Origin of the sequence: Pseudomonas sp. NFACC05-1 (assembly GCF_900100135.1) — a bacterium.
Classification (GTDB): domain Bacteria; phylum Pseudomonadota; class Gammaproteobacteria; order Pseudomonadales; family Pseudomonadaceae; genus Aquipseudomonas; species Aquipseudomonas fluorescens_Q.
Genome location: NZ_FMTR01000008.1, coordinates 167,943 through 186,440 on the forward strand (window position 1 = coordinate 167,943; position 18,498 = coordinate 186,440).

Below are 18,498 nucleotides of genomic sequence, written 5' to 3' on the forward strand. Positions count from 1 at the left end.
CTACTCGTATTTCTTACCAGTGATGACCAAGGCTGACGGCCCCCACTGCTTTAAGAAGGCTTCAGTCTCTGCACTGTTTATGCACCGAGTCTTAACCTCTATCTTCGGGTCTTTCACGTTGTTCTTCTGTGCCTCCTGCAAGATTTGCTCTGTGGTTCTCTTCTCCACCGATTTGGCGCCTGTGTAGCAGCTAACCAACCCAAGATACTGTGTGTCTATCAACTTTTCTTGCTGACAATGGTTTTCATATCCTGTTGCTGAAACACAAAAGCTGAACACAACATAAAAGAATCCCATCTACACCACTCCTTGGTTGAACTGGAAAACAGATTCACAGCATTCACATCTTTGCACGTAGTGTTTCAGTTGCTGGCTAGCTTCAACAGTAATGATGAAAGCAGTCAACCCAAACCTAGATGCACAATCCCTCAACGTGTTGGCTGTATTGAAGATTTTGAAGCTGTACATCTCGTAAATGTTTGAATCATATCCCTTCTGAACGTAGACATTGTGAAGTGTTTCCATAGCACCTCCTTCCATGTCTGGCACTACGTTGTGCAGTGCCTTGCGACACACCAGAAATGTAATGTGACACACACCCTATGTCAACACACAATCACACATACCAGTATGACAGGAATGAAAAAGGCCACAATGCGTGGCCTTGGGCAGATGCAAAGCTGCATTAGTCAAATTTGACAAGCTTCTCCTTCGCCTTAGCAAGCTCATCCTCAACCTTGCTAAGCGCTTCCTTAAGGTTGGTCTGTTCTATTTCAAGCTTGGTGATGAGTGTTTTGATACCTTGCTTATAAGCAGCTTCTACCTCATCCAGCGTTGTCATAGTCGAATGAGCTTGAGCCACCGGCACAGCACGCGTTGACGGGGCGGCATCCTCAGCCTTAAACCATGCCATGCACGTTGGATAAGAAGGGACAGCCGTACCCTTAGCTGCTTGATCCTTGATCCATGTACGCATTGGGGGCCGCCCAGCAGCGTTATAGGCTGCTATCAGTGCCTCCTTCTCACAGTGCTTAGCATCAGTCGAGACATAACCGTGTTGAGCGTTCCAGACCTGATTGGCAGCTAGAACTGTGCCTTGCGGCATTTTGTATGTGACAGCCATTATTAACACCTTCACGTGTGATTGACAGATGCGCATCCTATGACACGTTACACATAAAAAGCAAGCCAAGGATCACACATAGAATTACACATCATTCACTAGGAGCGATTGAGATGGGAGTGGTGAATCCACCATTGCGGATTCCCTTCGCACGTTCGGCACGCCTGACCACCAATCTAGCCTCTAGAGACGGGTGCTTGCGTTCGATACTCTCTTCATAGATGTAATTAGTGTCTTCCCAGAAAAGACAAATTTTATCGACGAAATCGTCTAGCATTTCTCTGGGGATTTTCAGGGATTGCACAGACGGCGCCTGAGGCGGCGGCGCTGACTTAGGAAGAATCTCATCAGCCTTATGATAAGCGGGCCATAGATCAGGGCGAATACGCCACAGTCTTGCACTAGAGTTGCCGTCACCATGACGACACACATTGCCTACCAACATAAGCAGGTCAAGTGACTCAAATGATGCGAACGAAGGTAGAGCGATATTCCGCAATCTCTCAAATACAGCGTTAAGCTCATCGCCCCAGTACACCGTCTGAATGGAGTTAGCACCTTTACGATTGGACACAGGAAATGGATTAATGCCCAATTGCCGCTGGCAATCTGCCAAGTAAGTGCGAATCTGTTGTTCCCAGAGAGATTGTATTGAAAGACAGAACGCCATCCGGGTTTTGTATAGCAACTCATTTAAGTCAGCGAGCATGAAATATGAAACAGAGTCTTCAGAATCTTCCCAATATTTGATTTGGACATCGAGAGCGTCCAGGGAAGGATTTACAACGAGACTTAAGAAATCTTTAGCAATGGGTCCATACCGAGATGCATAGACGTCAGCCATGCAGTTCTTCCATGTAAAAATCTGAGACATCGAGCCACCCAAGATTGTTAATCCTTACGTCCTACATAGTAAGCTCGCCCTTTAGGCGTGAGACGGTAGCGTGTCCCTCGAACGTTGGCAGAGGCGGAAACCAATCCACTTTCTATTAGAATATCTAAAGCAGCATGAGTTTGTATCTTTCCAAACCCTACTATAGACTCAATGTTATCTAACTCCGCTCTTATATCACGCTCAGTCAGCGAAGCGATAGCTTTGAGCACACTCAAACAGATGTCATTAATTTCGATGTCTTTAGGCTTTGCCTCGTTAACCATCGCAACAGCTTTTTTCAGTTCTTCATTCTTTGCAAGCAAGTCAGAATTTGAAAGCTTTAGCGTATCAACCGAAGCCAAAAGCTTGGCATGTTCATTTGTTAATTCATTATACTGTTTTTCCAACTGAATCTTAGCAGCGTTAGTAGCTTTCAATACCTCAAGCTGTGCATTATAGTCATCTACATCAACTGAGTTCTTCTGCAACAACATAACAATCACAATTCCCAAACCTGCACAGGGCATCAGAACTGCCAGTAGAATCTCCCACAACGCCCAAGGTGCTTGCATATTTAACAAACCTGACAACGCACTCAAAGCCTTTGATAGCCATACAGGTAACTCCCCATGCTCAACGACATATGCAATCAGTGCCACACCAGCAGCACCCAACGTACCTAGCGACCACTTAATGACCTTTCCCCGGATCCCTTTCATGCTGCCATTCCATCATGCCAAAAGGCCATTCTATCAGAGCCTAACGGAGCAAGAGTTTGGAATTTTTCCTGTACGAAATCCCCCGCCGCCAGAAAGGAACCACTTTAAGCTAGCGACATCCAGCCTTCTACAACGTGTCCTGACGTAGCCTCTCGATTGCAGCAGTGATGCTTTCGGCGTTCATATCAAGCCGCTCCAGGGCCGAGACAACGTTCTGGTGTGTATCGACAGCCCCTCTCGACTTGATCCACAAGGCCACTTCCTCCAGGCCAGAAGCGACTGCATGTTGATTGAGCAGGAGCAGTTCCAATGCGTCGGCCATCACTTCATTACTTGTGGTCACGGAATACACCCTTGGCATGGAATGAGATCGGCTCACATGGATGATTTTAATACAACTTCCAAATTCCCGCCGTGAGAAACGGCCTCATGCTTTATGCGTTTGGTTTCGTGGCTGGGAAAATAATGTGTGGAGTGTCGTGGAGAGTGTTGTCAGATGAACTTTGGAAAAGTGAGATTTGTGCTGGAGGTGTTAAGCAACAGACGACGACCCAAATAGGAATTGTTCTTAATTATAAAATAACTCTGAGCGCCCCTGTAAGGCTACCCAAGCTGTTTACTTCTTGAACTCGACTCCTAGAGCCAACATCAAGCGACGTACTGTTGTAGGCGACCACAGACCACCACGTGAGGTGTGTTTACCCTTAGCATTGAGGCAGTCAGCGAGAGACTGAAGTGTGTTACACCCTTGGTAGAGGCACGCCATAACGTGAGGGGCTATCTCAGTGTGGTGGCTGTTCTGCTTAGCGACTTCACCCCCCTGTGCAGCCTTCTCCTTCTTAGCTGCTCTAGCCACTGAGGCGTTGTCTGAACGACGCTTCACCTTTGCTTGAGACGATACACAGCCCTCATCAGCACGTTGCTGAAGAGCCTTCAGGGCGTCCTTTGTACGTTGGCTAATGAATGCTCGCTCCTGCTCAGCCAGTACAGCGAATAGGTGCAATTGCATGGTGTCAGCGTTGGGCATGGTGGCAACCTTGAAGGCTACACGCTTCATCAGGCCAGCAATATGCTCGACATCCCTTGATAGGCGGTCAATCTTGGCAACGATGATAGGCAAGCCTGTTGCCATAGCCTTGGAGAACTCAGGACGTATTGTCGGGGCTACAGAGCCTGAGATTGCCTCACTATAGATGTGTGTGACGCTCCAACCCTGTTGGCGTGCTGCTGTATGGATGTATTCAACCTGGGCTTCTAGGCCAAGGCCGGATGCTTCCTGCTTACCCGTACTGACACGAACGTAACCAACAACATCCATCACACATCCCCTTTATCATTTTCTGTGTGACTCATTCTACGTGTGGTTATGACATATGACAATCTCTATATGGGCGTATAGAGAATGTAAAATGACAGCTCTCACTGTCAGAGCTTCAGGCATTTGATGATGTGTCAAGGCATTAATTTGATAGAGCCTCATTATATAGGCAGGATGCCAACCATCACTTGACAGTAGGTAACTCTCTGTGCCTAAGCACAGAACAGCACCTCCTAAAAGTGTTCTGCACCAGTAGTGAAACAACATAACACTACATAGCGAACATCAACCATCAACAGAAAGCCCCAAAAGCTTTTCAGGGAAGCCCTCATACCTTCGGTATGGGGTTATACCCAATGAAGAGTTATACCTCCCTGTGGCCTGCCACAGAGGCTTTTGCATCTAGATAGTGTTTGTATGTGTTGTGTTTTGTATGGGAGTCAGCTTTAGGGAGAGTCTATTTGAAGCTCTAGGCTGAATGGTGCGAAACCACATGAGAACATGTGTCATTCACACATGAGAATGGATTGTGCAGAAATTCATTATAAAGTGGTTGACTATGTTAATGGACTGTGATTCTGGGGTGATATTTTCTACTATTTACCACTTTTTTGAAATTTTGTTTGATAGAGAGAAAATGATTTGCTTAACAACACCCTCAGTGTGTGGAACCCCTACAAGTGTCACAACTCAACCCAGTATTGGCCTAGCCATAATATGTGACTACAATTCTGCATTCAGTCACAATGAAAACATATGGCACACATACATCCACACCACTAATCCTACGGATTGATAGTGCAACCCTGATTAAACAGGCAGTGATGTCTGAGACATTGTTTGTCCCAAGGTTGTCCCGTTGATTACATGGTTCTCTTTGACGGGACAGGTGGTAGGTGGTAGGTGGTAAACGGGGAAACATGACAGAGGGTTTTACCCTCTATATATAATGCGTCCCTATTAATGTGCACTTTTGTGGTAGCTCTAGGCTGCTTTCTTCCAAGCATTGACCGTATTTCTATGTACCCCAGTTTCTCTAGCCACCTTAGCAACAGCCATACCCTGAGACAACAATCTTAGTACAACAGCCTTCTTAGGGTGCTCTCTGGCCTTCTCTGAAGCTTCAAGAGCCTTTCTAAGAGGTTCACCCCCATTAGAGTATTGATCAGCGTGAGCCATGCCCCACACTTCATTGTAGAACTCTTCAGGGCCATACTCTGTGAATGTGCGTAGGTCATGATGGAGCTTTGCTAGTTCTTCTGGTGTTGGTGTGTGCGCACTATCAAGGTCATCCCATTCAGAAGTATGTTCAGGAAAAACACCCAACATCTCATCAATCAGTCTTTGGGGACGGCAAGCCATCATTCTGGGCAAAGCCAATTCAATAGCCTTGAAGTATCGTTGAGCATGTCGCTTATCAAACTGGAACTGATCTTGGATCGTTTGATTGCTAACAACTTGCTGACTCTCCAAGATCATGCACAGCTTAGAGACAGACAGAGGAATGTTCCTCTCCTTCTTTGAGTACCAGTCTAGGCGTGCAACCCCTTCAATAACATCAATTGCAAACTCTGGGTATTTGCCATAATCGGTAGTAGTGCCTACATAGCCATAAAATGGATTCTCTAACATCTCTGGCTTAGGCCCCCTGTTTGATTTGGGTTGCTGTGCCTCACCTACTTGGGTTAACTTGAGGTTGCGAGACAGCCAAGCGTCCGCTTTACCGCTCACTTCTTTATCGATAATAGATAATTGTTCTTGTGTAAGCATGAATAGCTGTCCTTGTATGCATATGAAAGCTCCTGTATTGCGTCATAGGACGTTCTAAGCACAAAGGAATGGCATTGCATAACTCAGTGCTTAAAATGCTCTGTACGAGCTTGTAGAGGCTTTGGAGTTTAGTAATTGTGAAGTTGCCGCTAGGAATGGGTATCCTGTACACTGAGGAATGTTCAACGTGCATAGGAATTAGGGAATTGATGACTCCGCTTGAAATACCCTTCAGCACTGCTCGCCAGCTCTTCGACTGTGTGTCACCTCTTAATACGATGTGGGACACAGGGCGGTATATCTTCAGAGGGCAGCCCGATGCTACCTATAAGCTCACACCGTCTGTCTGTAGACGTGGGGCCGGTTCATTTGCCTATGGATCAGCTAGAAGAACGTTCGACACCTCAAGCAATGGGCAAGTGTCATTTGAGCTGGATATTCTTAAGAAGTTTTTGGATGGTTGTGATAAGTCTGGATTGATTGTCCCCGGTTACACAGAACATCTCAAAAACAAGTTTCACAATGAAATAAACTCATTCATGAGCGCTCATATCCCTTGGCCGCCTGCGTCCCTTTACGAGATTATGGCGGTAGCACAACACTACGATGTGCCTACTCGATTGCTCGATTGGACAGAAAGAGCCTTAGTTGCATGCTACTTCGCTGCGTCATCAGCAAATCTTGAGGTTGATACAAACATGCCTAGAATTGCCATCTGGGCACTTGATACATCTCAAGCAAAACACTGGGAAACAGTGAAGGTTATTAGGACTCCAGGGGGAACAAGCAAAAACCAAGCTGCTCAGTCAGGCTTATTCACCACACACAATGTGAAAGATTATAGTTTTACTGATTCCTACCAAGTGGAAGCACTTGAAGAAGTTCAAGAGATTTACTACAAAACCGGTGCTTACCACCCATTGATTAAGGTAACGATGCCAGTTTCTGAAGCTCCTGATCTGCTGAATCTCTGTGCTCGATTTGGTGTAGATGGCTCAACATTATTTCCAGGATTTCATGGTGTAGCGAAGAGTGTTAAAGACTGGGCTAACGTTGAAGTGGGCGTCAGGATGTCCCAGTCAGCCAGAGATGACGCTAACGCTGATAGCTACGATCCAGATTTTTACTGAAAGAAAAAAAATAGCACAATAATGGCTAACAGCCATTGAAAAGCCACCATCGCATCCCCACATCTTGATCACACCGTACTTCACGGTTAACGATGCGCGATGAAAGGAAGCTGCAATGATTAGGGTGTTACTGTCTCTTGACTTGATCGACTCAGAAGACCAAAGAGATGATTTCTATGACTTCTTAGAAAGCAAGAATTGGTTTAAAACAAAGGACGTTGATACTGTTTGGACTATTCGCTATAGCAAAGCCGACCCTGAAAAGGATGAAGATTACAAAGCCATCAAGAAAAGGCTCGCATCAGTTCTTGTTGAAGCGGCAACTGAATTCAAGCTTAAGAAAATTTACTATGTAGCCCAGATTGGCAACAAAGAGTTTATTGCTCGATCCATCAAAAAGGATGGCAACGAATACAAACAATTCACTCGTAAACTCTACCCTGAAAAATGAAATGTGACACAATCCGGTGACTGAACACCACCGGATTTTATGCCATAGGCAATCCAGACACACCATTACCCGGTGTAACTCCAAGATGGTGGTGTGTAGAAACAGGAATACCGTTAACTGTCACTTCACCAGTAACGTAGGCTTGCCCTGTCCATTGTGTGCTGGCTACATTGACGTTCATCGATTGAGCGTTGAGGCTAATACTGTTGGTTGCTGTTAGATCGATATCCTTAGCAGCAATCTTCACAGTGAACTGACTATTAAGCTCAATGTTTCCATCAGCTTTGATTGTGACGCTAGCTTCTTGCCCTGTTCCAATGTTGTGCACAATGAATACATCAGAGAAGTCTTTAGGCAAAACCATACTCTGAGCTTGTGAAGCCATTACAGGTGTAGGCCCAATCCCCGGATAAAAGAAAGAATCCATCTGATCTTTCATACGATTGGAATTGACCCTTGTAGGGTTTCCATTGCCGATTTTGAAGTGCTCTGAGTCGTTATCAGACACGATGCACATACCTGTATCGCCAACTTTGATTGGAAAATAGAAGATGGTTGTTCCACTTCTTGGCATAGCTACAGGGATGTTGATGATTGGCGTGTCGTCCATGTTCTCACCACCATCTGTGTAACGTTGACACAGAGGCTTGACGGAGACGATTGGGGGATACTGCCTAGAGATACCAACAATGACAGCAGGGAAAGCGTTACTCATCGCCTCGTTGTTGTTGTAAATCTGTCTTTGAATCTCTTCATGCCATGCCATGTTATGCCCCCAAAGCAAGAGCATTGCCCTTACTGTCCTGAACTACATAACGATATCCAGCTTGTTTGTTCCATAGAAAAGAGATGATGATAAACTTCTGAATCATCTTATCCTTGAAATGATTGAAAGCTGCTTTCATTGCATTGGATTGTGTACTGAAGTAGACAGGGTAAGTGATGCCTTCTACAGTGATTGGTTGTGCGATTCTCATTGAAGAGTCTCCTATTTTTTGTTGTTCAGTGTTGGGCTTGCCTGAATGGCGGGATTGGCTGTTTGTGTTAGCGTGATACTTTGAGGAACAATGCTTGAAACAGCGTCCTTCACCTTGAGGGGAATTTGCACGTCAATGTATTGCTTAGTTTGTTCATTGTTGTTGACGATGAGTGTTCGTAGAGTTTCAGACTGAGACAGGGAAGCGTTAGCAATCTCCCGCCTCAACATACTTATGTCTGCTGATCTAGTTGCTTGATAGTCGTTAAGAGTGATGTGGGCGTTCACAGTGAGGATGGAACACCCCACCAAGACAAAGATACAAGCAGCGAACAACCATCCCCAGACAACGTTAGAAGCTGGGGGCATAGGGATTAGTTGCCTCTGGCTCTGAAGCCGTTAGATTGTGGGGAAAGCTTGTCAACGAGTTGCTGAAGCTCTTTCTTGCTTTCTTCTCTGTGCATTTCAAGCATCCCGCTAACCTTATCAGTCTCAACACCACTGATGTTGATTGGAGCTTGGTTAACAACGATGTTGTTATTCACCGTAGTTGGAGCAAGAGCCTTACCGTTGAGTGCAGGTTGAACAGGGTTAGTGATTGGAGCTTGAGACATCGCAGCTACAGCCTTACTGTCTACTACCGGGATATCACTTCCATCAGTCACACGCCAGTTTTTTGGGGCGTTCGATACAGTGGGAATGTCGCTACCGTCTGTAAGTCTCCAAGGGGCGTTAGGATCAACGTTGCCGTTAGGGTTAGGCATTGGGCCGCCGCCTTGACGGTCTAGCTCTCTTACTGCTGCAATGTCTGCACGCTTCTTATCATCAACTTGACGCTGTGCAACAATCTTGGCGTAGCTTTCATCACTGATACCACCGAGACTATCAGGCAGTGTGTGTAATGCATCTTGGATCAGACGGATTGTGCCGATTACAGCATCAGCAAGGATAGTGAATACATCCACCATACTTGTAAGGACACCAATCACCACTTCGCCAGAAGTTTTAAATACCCCAGCTTCCTCAGAAAATCCTAGAATTTGAGATACTGTGTTCCATAGAGTTGTTAGCGACTGCCCAAGTTCTGCAAAAGCATTCCCCATATCCTTAGTGAACTTAGGATCAAAGTAGCTTTCACCGTTGTTGAACCATGCTGCAACACCTGTCAGCCATCTGGTGATACCTGTCAAACCTTGCAGGACAGAGTTAGACACACTGCCGATAGCTACAAACTCCGGCTGAAGCTCATTCATAAACTTCAAGAAGCTGTCATACAAACCACCATTCCCTGTCATTGTGTCGTGTAGGCCGGTATTGTCGTAAGCCTTAACCATGTTGGCTTGATACTGGTTAGCGATACGGTTATCCCAAGAGTCTTGCGTGTTACGTGCCTTGTCCAGCAACCCACCATCGTTAGCATGTTGGTTTAGCACTTGGCCTAGTTCAACCATGAACTTTGTTAGGGCGTCACCGCTGATCTTTCGGTCTTGACGATCCTTGATAAATGCCTTCTGAGCAGCATCACCGGTTAGCTTGCCGCCTGATGCTCGTTGCCATGCTTCAGCACCAAACTCGTTGGCGTGTGCCCCGAGGTGTTCAGCAATCTGGCCTGTCCATTCTTCAGAGAACAACTGACCTTTACCGAGAGCCTGACGCATACCCAAGCTAATCTTGGACATGTTTTCGTTGGAGAGGTGTTGAGCCTTACCGTACCTGAAGACGCCTTCAGTGGTATCAGCCGCCTTGTCTACACCGACCTTGGGCGAGAGAGCGCCTACAATCTTCGCGTAATCAGGGCCAAGCTCCTTAGTAGAAAGCCCCTCTTTCTGTGCGAAGTTTTCAAAGCGGTTGTTCATGCGTTCTGCGTTCGCTGTAGTACGGTCGCCTACAGATTCAAACTGTCCCATACGTGCGTTACGTGTGTTGGAAGCTCGTTCAGCTTCACGGGCGTAACCCAGGGCAGCGGCATTGATAGCAGCGAATGCAGCAACAACAAGGGCAGCACTACCAGCGACAGCACCCAACCCCACAGACACACGTCCCAAACCACCCGCAAGACCTTCTAGGCCAACCACAGCTCCAGTACCACCGGCAACACCACCGGCAAAGCGACCAATGCCACCGAAGCCATGCAGCGAGCTATGACCAATACCAAGCAAGCCACCTCCCCCATGTCCACCGTACCCATGGAAACTGTTACCACTAAGGCCAGCGGCCTGACGATTAGCTCTGTGTTGTGCAGCTTGGATTCTCAGTTGACGTAGTTGATATTGTTGGGCAGCAGCAGCGTTACGATTAGTCAGGCTGTGTTGTTTGATCTGGTTGGCTAGGGAGAGCGCTTGTTGCTGAAGAGTTTGTTTAGCAGCGGCTGCTTGTGTAGCTGCTGTAGTTGCAGCCAACTTCTGTTGTTGAATAGCAAGCTTAACTTGTTGCTGTTGTGTCTTGAGTCCAGATGCAGCATTAGAGGCGGCTGCTTGACCCTGAATCTTAGTGAGCTTTGCGTTCTGTAGTTGTTGTGCGAACTGTTGTTGTGTTGCTGCTTTCTGTGCTGCTACAAGATTATTGGCATTCCGACCACCAGAGCCTTTAAGTGCTTTGTCAATCGCTCTGCCTGTTGCCTGTGCTTGCTTCTCTATAGCCCTTAGAAGTTGCTGTGCTTGTTTGATTCCTGTTTGGTCTACCTTGAAGCCGATTGTAGCGTAGAGCTGGGCTAGAGTTTGATCAGTCATGCTCATACGCCTTACCCCTTGCTTACAGCCGTTAGGCGAGCTTGTAGGGCGACCAGGGCAGCTTCACGCACTTCATCAGGAGCATCAGCGATACCACTAAACAAATCATCAGGATCGCTCTTAGATGCAAGCATCTGTGCAATAAAACCGATATTCAATTCTTCTTCAGTGGAGGGCAAGCAAGTTAGGATTGCATGGTTAATAGCTGTGGACGCCCGAACGACTCGCTCATCCTTTAGCACCTTATCTGCATACTTCAAATCAGAGTAAGAGGCATGCTCCAGTGCGACAGCTCCAAAGCGTTTGGCGTAGTCTTTATAATCGATCATGGACAAGATGTGTTCTACATCAACATCGTCACCAGCAGTTTGCTCTAATTGCTCACGGAAAAACTGTTTAGCAAAGTCTTCAAAGAAGGTGATATGTGTACGGGTTAGTTGTGTCATTGTGTTTGTTCCTTTATAAAAGAAAGGGGCATATAGCCCCTTGAAGATGTTCAGATTGCAGACATTCAGAATGTAAGGGTGAATACTCTCAGACAAGAGCCTTCAGCTTTGCATTCTCAGTCAGTAGCTGTTCCGTACGAACCCTGAAGCCTTCAGCTTGCATATAAGCCAGCCGTGTTTCTTCTTGGGCTGCTGTCAGCTTGTCCTGTACATAGCGGATGTCGCTTTTAACGGTATTCAATTCAAACCTTAGTGCCGCCTCTTTCGGCTTAGCCTGTTCTTGCTCAAGAGTGGCGACAAGCATAGAAGCGGCTGCAAGCTGATTGGTCGATACCAAGTGATTGATGATGTGGTGATAGTTGCTTGGGGTGTTGGCCTGATACTTGAGAATCAGTGCGTGTTGTGCTTCAGTCATTCTATGTCGTCTCCATTGGCTTTTTAGTTAAGGTGCAAAGTTAAACTTGATGCCTTCTTGCGGCCTCACCTTACCTTTTCTATCTACACCCTGTTTCTTTTGTTCCTTAACAGGAATGAAGATTGGGCAGATTTCATCAAAGATTCTTGCACACTGCTCCAACACGGTAGGCTCTTCCTTACGTGGACGGCCTTGTTTACGTTTGGCTACAAGTGGCTCAGGTTCAAGTTCAAGTGCGTATAGAGCCTTGGAAAGCTCCAGGAGGTGTTCTAGTTGGTTGATGTGTGCCTCAGGGAAGTTAGTAGCTTTGGCACGCTCTATGGCTTTCTCAAGAGGCTTGATGAGTTGCTTATACACACGTCCTGCATACCTCATCCTGTCATCAACACTCGGGAAGTTACGTCTAGCCATTAATTGCTATCCTCTTCTTGTTGTCGTTTTGTATTCCTGCCTTGACGGTGTTTATTCTTGTGTCTTGGCTTGGAGTTAGAGGGGACTGTATCACCCCACTCATCTTCATCGTATTGGGCTTGTCGGCTCATTACTTCTTGTACTTCTCTTGCAACATCTGCATTGTCAGGTCAGCAGATGTTAGCTGTGGCGGGGCTTCAACACTCTTCAGCACAACTTCCACACCAGAAACCTCTAGAGCTTGCATTGCATACCAAACATGCTCTGTGGCTCTTGGGTCATCAAGACCTAGAGCCTGTCTGATGTCATCCATCAGCATTGGATCAAATGGAGTCATCACTTAAAGTCCTGCGGCTTGATCAGCTTGATCAGCTTGACGGCGAACAGGGGGATAGTGCTTGGAGCTGTTGCAGGTACATAGCGGGACTCTTCAGTCAGTGTGTAGCCTTGGGCCAAATGCTCGACAATTTCGGAAAGGAATTTGTTGATGGTCACTTCTTGGATGTAGATATAGTTAGTCATCACTTAGACCCTCTCATGCCACGTAGACGCTGTTGAACACGCTTCTCGAAGTCTGCATTGGCTTTGGAAGCCTCTTCACGTAGAAGTTGTTTACGGGCTTCATCTTCTTCAGCACGTAGGGCAGCAGCTTCTTGTTCAAACACTTTGTCGTTGTGTGCATCAATGTCAGCCTCATACTTGGCTGTCACTTCGGCAATGATCTTGGCTTTGTCGATGCCTTGTACATCTTGAGGCTTAGTCACGTATAGAATGCCCGCCCCAGCAGGGCTAATCTCTGGGGAACATGCTTGACTGATGAAGATTTTGTAGCCTTGGCCAATACACTCTTGAAGAGTGTTCATTGCAAAGAACAGATTACGTTCGACAATCTGCTCAATCGCCCCTAGGAAGTGCTTACGCGGAAAGTTGCCACGGTTGTCAGGTTGGGCGCTTGTGTCTATATCAATACCGTCTAGACGGATGGCATAACATGCCAGCTCAGCGTCAATGTAGGCTTGAAGTTCTTCTTTGTCGTGTTTCTTGATTGTCAGTGTCATTATTTGTTTCCCTTGTGTTCTAGGCAGGATTATCGTGCTACTGCACTTTTGGTGATTTGGGTATTGTCAAAGATAACTCTTGAACTGGTTGCAACTCTGGTGTTTACGTTGAAGAAACTCATCTGGCCTGTCAGCAATTCCAGGGTGTCGCTTACAGCGTCCATACAAGCTTCTAGGATGGTGTCAGAGCAGTCTTTAGCAAGAGCCTCACTAGCATCCTCAAACGCTGCTTGGAAGGCGTCTACAGCCTCTACAAGAGCAAACTGCTCATTGCTCAGTCCGTCCTCACGGACGATGGCTAGAGGGGCTACAAATGGCTTCAAGAGGCTCAGGGATTCTTGTGTGTATTGAGTGATGTACATTTGGTTTTCCTTGTTGGTGTTGTGTACTGGGATCAGCTTACAGAAGGTTGTCCGCTCGCCTGACTAAGAAAGTTCTTACGCAATTGACCATACCTTGCCTGAGCATTCGCCAATTTAAGTTTCGAGATTTCGAGATTTTGTCGTGCTGCCAGTCTGCGCAAACAAAGCAACTGCATCTCTGTAACTAGCCTACGGGTTTCGATGTTGTGTTCTTCTAGAGTTGTCATTTCTGTTTTCCTTGGTAGTGTTGCTTATTGGTCGTCAGCGTCGATGGCTGCATAGATTGCTTTCAGTTCTTGCGCCTGTAGCTTTACAGGCTTCTCCATATGAACAACCTGCACAACAGACCAGTTCATGTTAGAGGCGGTAATATAAGAATCAGGAGCACGCTTGTAGCCTTGGCTAATCAATTCGTCGTATCGTCTGAACATGTCTACGTGAAAGTTGGTGTAGATCACTTCATACTTCCCTTGCTTCTCATACTGATTAAGGGCTTCATCTTTTAGGGCTTGTACGTCTGTCATTAAAACTTGATTCCTTTTTCATTGCAGAGTTGTTGGTAATCTTGAAGCTCTTCATCAAACCCATCATCAGGGAATCGATTGTTCTTCAGGAATGTGTATGTGTCGTGTGTATGGTCGGTGTCATCATCAAGAGATGCCAGGAAAGCTTTAATCCACTCTCTATCTGTAAGCGTTGTTTGCACTCCGATTTCATGAGTCATGTTCTTTTACCTTGTGGTGATGATCATCGATACAACACCAAGGGTGTAACCGATAGCAGCGAAACTAATACAGAATACAACCACTGTAATTGGGTCAAACATGCTGAGATTCCTTGTTAAGCAGCTTGTAGAGCATGGATTGTTTTCTGTTCCTGCGATCTTCTGGAGTTTCAGCAAACAGTTCAGCAACCGCCCCTAGAATCTCTTGTTTGGATAGCTGGGAGATTTGTTGCTTGTAGAAGTCAAAGAGGCTGGCTTTAGCTTGTTCTACTTCTGGTGTGGACTTCTTTGCACGATGATTAATCAACCTACAATTGGCTTTGCAGAATCGATGATCAGAGCGAGCGGCGATAAACTGTGCTCCACAGCATTCGCACTTTCTATAAGTGAGCATGAATAAGGTTCCTTATAAGTTGAGGGTGTGGCGAGGATTGAAACGATTGTAGAAACATATCTTTAGTCAGGTACAAAGAAAGAGGCTCGAAAGCCCCAGTCGATGTACAAGGAAGTTGTTAGGGTTGTCGCACCTGCCACCCTGAAGCAGTGAAAAAGTTGCCGCTCATTATTTATTGAGTTTGCTCTGTGCTGTCTTGCTGACTCATTGCGAATCAACAGGAATCTAAATAGGCAGCAGTTATCCGCACCACAACTGCTAAGTGGCTCTTTTATCAACAGAGGCTAACAAGGCGTAATGACATGCGTTCAAGTGTTCCGCGAGCTACTTGATAAAGCTTTGAGGTCGGCTGATGCAAGGCAGCTTAGCGGACAGGGTTTACGTTCGCTGGCTCCCTGTTAAGGCCATTGGAAGGGAATCCGAAACCCTTGCGAACAACTCTCGCCAAACAACGTTTAAAAGAAGGCGAGAAAATTTGAGATTGTCCGGGCTTTGAGCGGCCTACCCGGAAGGCTGGAGGGTGTAGCGTGATTCAACAAACGCTAACGTTGCTCAGTGTGTTGTATCGGGAAAGGAGGAAACTCGATACAGCAACTACCATGAGTCAGAAGGATAGGAGCTTTGACAAGGCAGATTCAGGGCAGATTCAGGAATTCTATCAGGAAGGAAAGCAACATTAAGCTTTCCCTCTCTGTGTATGATATTGTACATCGGAACTTGATAAATGTCAACTACTACCTGTCAAAAACTGACATATTTTTAACGTGCCTACTATATGTCATGTCAATCACTATCACTTATCAATCGTGATAACTTCAACAGGATTAACATCCAGGTCGTGACACACTTTCAGCAAAGGCTCTTCACCGTAGGTGTTGATCAGTGTGGAAAGCTCACCACGGTTACGCTGTAGGCGTCTTGTGGCTCCAACCTTGAGGGAGTGAACCACCTGAGATACACAGTGCTTGAATCTGTGCTAGGTGGTATTTGGTGATTGTTGGGACTGGGATTGTCTCCAGCACTTTCACCTTCCCATCCATCCAATTGTCTGCAAGCCGTTCTGCCTTGCGGTCACGCTCATTCTGTGGCCTGAGATTGAGTGAGTAGATCAGTTGCATGATGTTCGTGTACCTCCCTGGATGATGGTTTTAGCGGCTTGCATAAACAGTGTGGCGCTCGCTGGTGTTTCATACTGGTCAACGTAGATGCTAACCGGCTCGACTGGGAACAGCTCATCTTCAGTCACCAGCACGTTAACCCCAGCCTCTTGGGCGGTGGCTACTTTCAGCAGGTCGATGCTTTCCGGCGCGTACCAAGCTTGCAGGGCGGTAGCACGAGAAAGGTCAAAGCTGCTTGACTCATGCTTCCAACCCAGCAACGGGCTAACGATGATTTTCACCATGCCTTTAGCCATACCGCTACGTGCGTTGAAGAACTTCACGATCCCACGGTTAACCAAGCCTTTCAGGTCACGCTGAAGATGAGTAACAGAAACGCCCAACGCTTCGGCCACTCCTTCAGTGGTGCCGATCAGAACATTGCGGTAGCTCAAGGCTTTGACGATGCGGTCAAGCTTGCGGAATTCGGGAACAGAGAACATCGGGATTCCACCATTACGGAGAACTAGCCCAGCTGTTTGGTCGTGGACGCTAACAACATCGTTCTTGTGGATCAGCTTACGCTTGTCAATTACGGCATCCAGCCAACCGCTCATCTGGTGGGTGCTGGTGAAGTCTTCAGGCAAAACGGCGGTGATGCGGTGATAAGCCTCTTCGCTGTGGGAAGGCCCGGAAACCATGCCTGTCGAGTAAGGTTCTTCGATAATTTCGCCTGTGGCCTTTACAACCATAAAGCCGTTGATGTACTGTGTTGCTTCAAGTCGATTAGCTGTGGGAAGCAGTTTCCCATCGAGCTTGGATGTAGTTCTTGTTTTTGCGTGGTGCATAGCTGTCATTCTTTAAGGTCTCCCTGATCTGATATTTTTGTGGGCGAACATAAAACATTCGCTTCATGTATATTGTACCAGTTTTCTGAAAATTGGCAAGACCTTTGCATGCTTATATTTTCTCCTGCCGACGAACGGTCATGCTTTGTCGTGCAACTCGCTCGCCTTGTAGCGACAACGTGTGTATGATTACTAAACCTTAGCCGTAAAAAAGTTACCAGTTGTGGGCGGTTGGTAAGTTTTTCCCCTGTTTGACCCAGTGTTTACAGGGGGTTGGTAGTTTTCCTTATTATAAAGAAACATCCTCTAAGGATTTCCCACTTCCAAAGTTGACACCTTCAGGCGTACCGCCTTCCCCTGCACCCTCCCCCAACTGATACCCAACAAGCAACCAACAATAGCAACCAAAGAATCTTCAAAGGGATCTACACTTGGTCTTACAGACCGGGCTGTCACCCTGAGTCGTACCGACTCGTTTTGCACCTACCTGATATCTTAGGTTTTCTATGTTTGGTTTGTATGTTGGTACACTTGAAGAGGGACAACCTTGAAGCTTTCACACTTGATGTGTGCGAACTCTCAGGGCTATTCGCCCTGGGATGTGCAACCCTCAGACCTACGGTCTACGCTCACACTTGAGATGGGACACCACTTGAAGGTTGTTACCATACAAATCAAATAACAGTACAACAACCACATAAGAGCTGACCGCTCTTGATCTTCTGGTTGGTGCAAGACACAGGCAACGCCTGTAGAGATGTTTATTCAGACCTACGGTCTACGCTGACTACTTGATCTAGTTTCTTGTTACTATGTTGTGTGTGTATTGGTTACTACTCTGTCCTGTCGGACAGGGGCAGCCTTACATCGCAAACATCTGTCACCCCTGGCTCTTCTTCCCTTGGTAGTCGTAAGAACTCTTCTCAGTGTAACTAGACGGAGCGTTTGCAGGAGATTTCTCAGTTGGGACTTTCTTACTAGTTCCGGTCTTACGACCTTTGTTGATTTTCACCTTGATAGTCTTCACTTGAGTAAAGCGCACTTGTTCAAACTGCATGACAGGGAAAAGCCCCTCTCCACTGTTCGTATCCTCTGTAAAGTTTAAGCTCGTCAAGATGCAATTAGGGTAAGACCTGACGATGGTGTCACCGACATACTCAACAAAGGCGAAAACCTCTCTGTTGTTGATCATGGTGATTAGGTCAGCCTTGACAGCCACAGCAAGCTTAACCTTCGGCTGTGGCGTGACATACGCATCTGGTATCGTATCTTTTGTAAACTGTGCAATCACTTCAGGCAGTAGCTTATTAATGCTGCTCTTGCTAGTAATCTCGACAGGATAGACAACCCGCGTGTTGTTTGTGAACTGCTTAGTCGTATTGACGTCGCCAATATTCATGAATGGTCGAGAGGTGTTGAAGTCAGCGTCAGAGAGAATGCCACTCACAGAAAACTTCAGATTATCAACTGTCGTATGATCGGTGTAACTTGCACCATTAGACATCGGGTGCTTGGTGACGCTGGCACTATATTGCTCAGATAGGGCTGTGATTGCGTCGAACCACAATACGTCCCCTCCGTTACGCGTAATGAAAAAGCCGGATGTTTGGTCAGCCATTTGTATTGTTCCTTATATGCGAATGTAGTAGCCCC

24 protein-coding genes are annotated in these 18,498 nt (G+C 46.5%); 2 read left to right on the plus strand and 22 right to left on the minus strand.

The window, feature by feature from the left end; all coding sequences use genetic code 11:
* The 7 genes from BLO97_RS14930 to BLO97_RS14965 form a co-directional block, all read right to left on the minus strand.
* Nucleotides 1–297 (minus strand): hypothetical protein, encoded by a 297-nt coding sequence (locus BLO97_RS14930; protein ID WP_092346497.1) that lies wholly within the window; start codon nucleotides 295–297, stop codon nucleotides 1–3.
* Nucleotides 298–685: 388 nt separating this feature from the next.
* A complete protein-coding gene (locus tag BLO97_RS14940) occupies nucleotides 686–1,123 on the minus strand; it encodes a hypothetical protein (protein WP_092346501.1) in 438 nt (145 codons plus the stop codon).
* A gap of 91 nt (nucleotides 1,124–1,214) precedes the next feature.
* Entirely contained in the window at nucleotides 1,215–1,967 is a 753-nt protein-coding gene (locus tag BLO97_RS14945) for a hypothetical protein (protein WP_092346503.1), read from the minus strand.
* Nucleotides 1,968–2,014: 47 nt separating this feature from the next.
* Entirely contained in the window at nucleotides 2,015–2,716 is a 702-nt protein-coding gene (locus BLO97_RS14950) for a winged helix DNA-binding protein (RefSeq protein ID WP_092346505.1), read from the minus strand.
* A 127-nt stretch (nucleotides 2,717–2,843) separates the two neighbouring features.
* Nucleotides 2,844–3,059, minus strand: a complete 216-nt coding sequence (locus BLO97_RS14955; RefSeq protein WP_092346675.1) for a hypothetical protein — start codon at nucleotides 3,057–3,059, stop codon at nucleotides 2,844–2,846.
* A 273-nt stretch (nucleotides 3,060–3,332) separates the two neighbouring features.
* Nucleotides 3,333–4,034, minus strand: a complete 702-nt coding sequence (locus tag BLO97_RS14960; protein WP_092346507.1) for a recombinase family protein — start codon at nucleotides 4,032–4,034, stop codon at nucleotides 3,333–3,335.
* A 984-nt stretch (nucleotides 4,035–5,018) separates the two neighbouring features.
* Nucleotides 5,019–5,804 carry a helix-turn-helix domain-containing protein gene (locus BLO97_RS14965; protein WP_092346509.1) on the minus strand — a complete coding sequence of 262 codons (786 nt, stop codon included), beginning with the start codon at nucleotides 5,802–5,804 and terminating at the stop codon, nucleotides 5,019–5,021.
* A 209-nt stretch (nucleotides 5,805–6,013) separates the two neighbouring features.
* Between BLO97_RS14965 and BLO97_RS14970 the strand changes: the two genes are divergently transcribed.
* Nucleotides 6,014–6,934 (plus strand): FRG domain-containing protein, encoded by a 921-nt coding sequence (locus tag BLO97_RS14970; RefSeq protein ID WP_256571926.1) that lies wholly within the window; start codon nucleotides 6,014–6,016, stop codon nucleotides 6,932–6,934.
* Between the two features lie 115 nt (nucleotides 6,935–7,049).
* Nucleotides 7,050–7,385, plus strand: coding sequence for a hypothetical protein (locus tag BLO97_RS14975; protein ID WP_092346511.1), 336 nt, complete (start codon nucleotides 7,050–7,052; stop codon nucleotides 7,383–7,385).
* Nucleotides 7,386–7,422: 37 nt separating this feature from the next.
* Here the strand turns inward: BLO97_RS14975 and BLO97_RS14980 are convergent, their stop codons facing one another.
* The 15 genes from BLO97_RS14980 to BLO97_RS15055 form a co-directional block, all read right to left on the minus strand.
* A complete protein-coding gene (locus tag BLO97_RS14980; RefSeq protein WP_256571929.1) occupies nucleotides 7,423–8,151 on the minus strand; it encodes a Gp138 family membrane-puncturing spike protein in 729 nt (242 codons plus the stop codon).
* A gap of 1 nt (nucleotide 8,152) precedes the next feature.
* Nucleotides 8,153–8,362, minus strand: a complete 210-nt coding sequence (locus BLO97_RS14985) for a hypothetical protein (protein ID WP_092346515.1) — start codon at nucleotides 8,360–8,362, stop codon at nucleotides 8,153–8,155.
* A gap of 373 nt (nucleotides 8,363–8,735) precedes the next feature.
* On the minus strand, nucleotides 8,736–11,090 hold the full coding sequence (locus BLO97_RS14995; protein WP_139197687.1) for a tape measure protein: 2,355 nt from the start codon (nucleotides 11,088–11,090) through the stop codon (nucleotides 8,736–8,738).
* Nucleotides 11,091–11,101: 11 nt separating this feature from the next.
* Entirely contained in the window at nucleotides 11,102–11,536 is a 435-nt protein-coding gene (locus tag BLO97_RS15000; protein ID WP_092346523.1) for a DUF7375 domain-containing protein, read from the minus strand.
* Between the two features lie 88 nt (nucleotides 11,537–11,624).
* Nucleotides 11,625–11,951, minus strand: a complete 327-nt coding sequence (locus tag BLO97_RS15005; RefSeq protein WP_092346526.1) for a hypothetical protein — start codon at nucleotides 11,949–11,951, stop codon at nucleotides 11,625–11,627.
* Nucleotides 11,952–11,978: 27 nt separating this feature from the next.
* Nucleotides 11,979–12,362 (minus strand): hypothetical protein, encoded by a 384-nt coding sequence (locus tag BLO97_RS15010; protein ID WP_092346530.1) that lies wholly within the window; start codon nucleotides 12,360–12,362, stop codon nucleotides 11,979–11,981.
* Between the two features lie 130 nt (nucleotides 12,363–12,492).
* Nucleotides 12,493–12,699 carry a hypothetical protein gene (locus tag BLO97_RS15015; protein ID WP_092346533.1) on the minus strand — a complete coding sequence of 69 codons (207 nt, stop codon included), beginning with the start codon at nucleotides 12,697–12,699 and terminating at the stop codon, nucleotides 12,493–12,495.
* Complete coding sequence (locus BLO97_RS15020; RefSeq protein ID WP_092346536.1) at nucleotides 12,699–12,884, minus strand: hypothetical protein; 186 nt, start codon at nucleotides 12,882–12,884, stop codon at nucleotides 12,699–12,701. The genes BLO97_RS15015 and BLO97_RS15020 overlap by 1 nt, the downstream gene beginning before the upstream one ends.
* Nucleotides 12,884–13,420: a hypothetical protein gene (locus BLO97_RS15025; RefSeq protein ID WP_092346539.1), complete on the minus strand. Its 537-nt coding sequence runs from the start codon at nucleotides 13,418–13,420 to the stop codon at nucleotides 12,884–12,886. The genes BLO97_RS15020 and BLO97_RS15025 overlap by 1 nt, the downstream gene beginning before the upstream one ends.
* A 29-nt stretch (nucleotides 13,421–13,449) precedes the next feature.
* Entirely contained in the window at nucleotides 13,450–13,782 is a 333-nt protein-coding gene (locus tag BLO97_RS15030; protein WP_092346542.1) for a hypothetical protein, read from the minus strand.
* A gap of 251 nt (nucleotides 13,783–14,033) precedes the next feature.
* The gene (locus BLO97_RS15035; protein WP_092346545.1) at nucleotides 14,034–14,306 is read right to left on the minus strand and encodes a hypothetical protein; all 273 of its coding nucleotides are present in this window, start codon (nucleotides 14,304–14,306) and stop codon (nucleotides 14,034–14,036) included.
* Complete coding sequence (locus BLO97_RS15040; RefSeq protein WP_092346548.1) at nucleotides 14,306–14,506, minus strand: hypothetical protein; 201 nt, start codon at nucleotides 14,504–14,506, stop codon at nucleotides 14,306–14,308. Before BLO97_RS15040 ends, BLO97_RS15035 begins: the two co-directional genes overlap by 1 nt.
* A 94-nt stretch (nucleotides 14,507–14,600) precedes the next feature.
* Nucleotides 14,601–14,900 carry a hypothetical protein gene (locus tag BLO97_RS15045; protein ID WP_092346551.1) on the minus strand — a complete coding sequence of 100 codons (300 nt, stop codon included), beginning with the start codon at nucleotides 14,898–14,900 and terminating at the stop codon, nucleotides 14,601–14,603.
* A 1,108-nt stretch (nucleotides 14,901–16,008) separates the two neighbouring features.
* Nucleotides 16,009–16,845 (minus strand): hypothetical protein, encoded by an 837-nt coding sequence (locus BLO97_RS15050; RefSeq protein ID WP_092346554.1) that lies wholly within the window; start codon nucleotides 16,843–16,845, stop codon nucleotides 16,009–16,011.
* Between the two features lie 880 nt (nucleotides 16,846–17,725).
* Nucleotides 17,726–18,463, minus strand: coding sequence for a phage baseplate protein (locus tag BLO97_RS15055; protein ID WP_092346557.1), 738 nt, complete (start codon nucleotides 18,461–18,463; stop codon nucleotides 17,726–17,728).
* Between the last annotated feature and the right edge of the window lie 35 nt (nucleotides 18,464–18,498).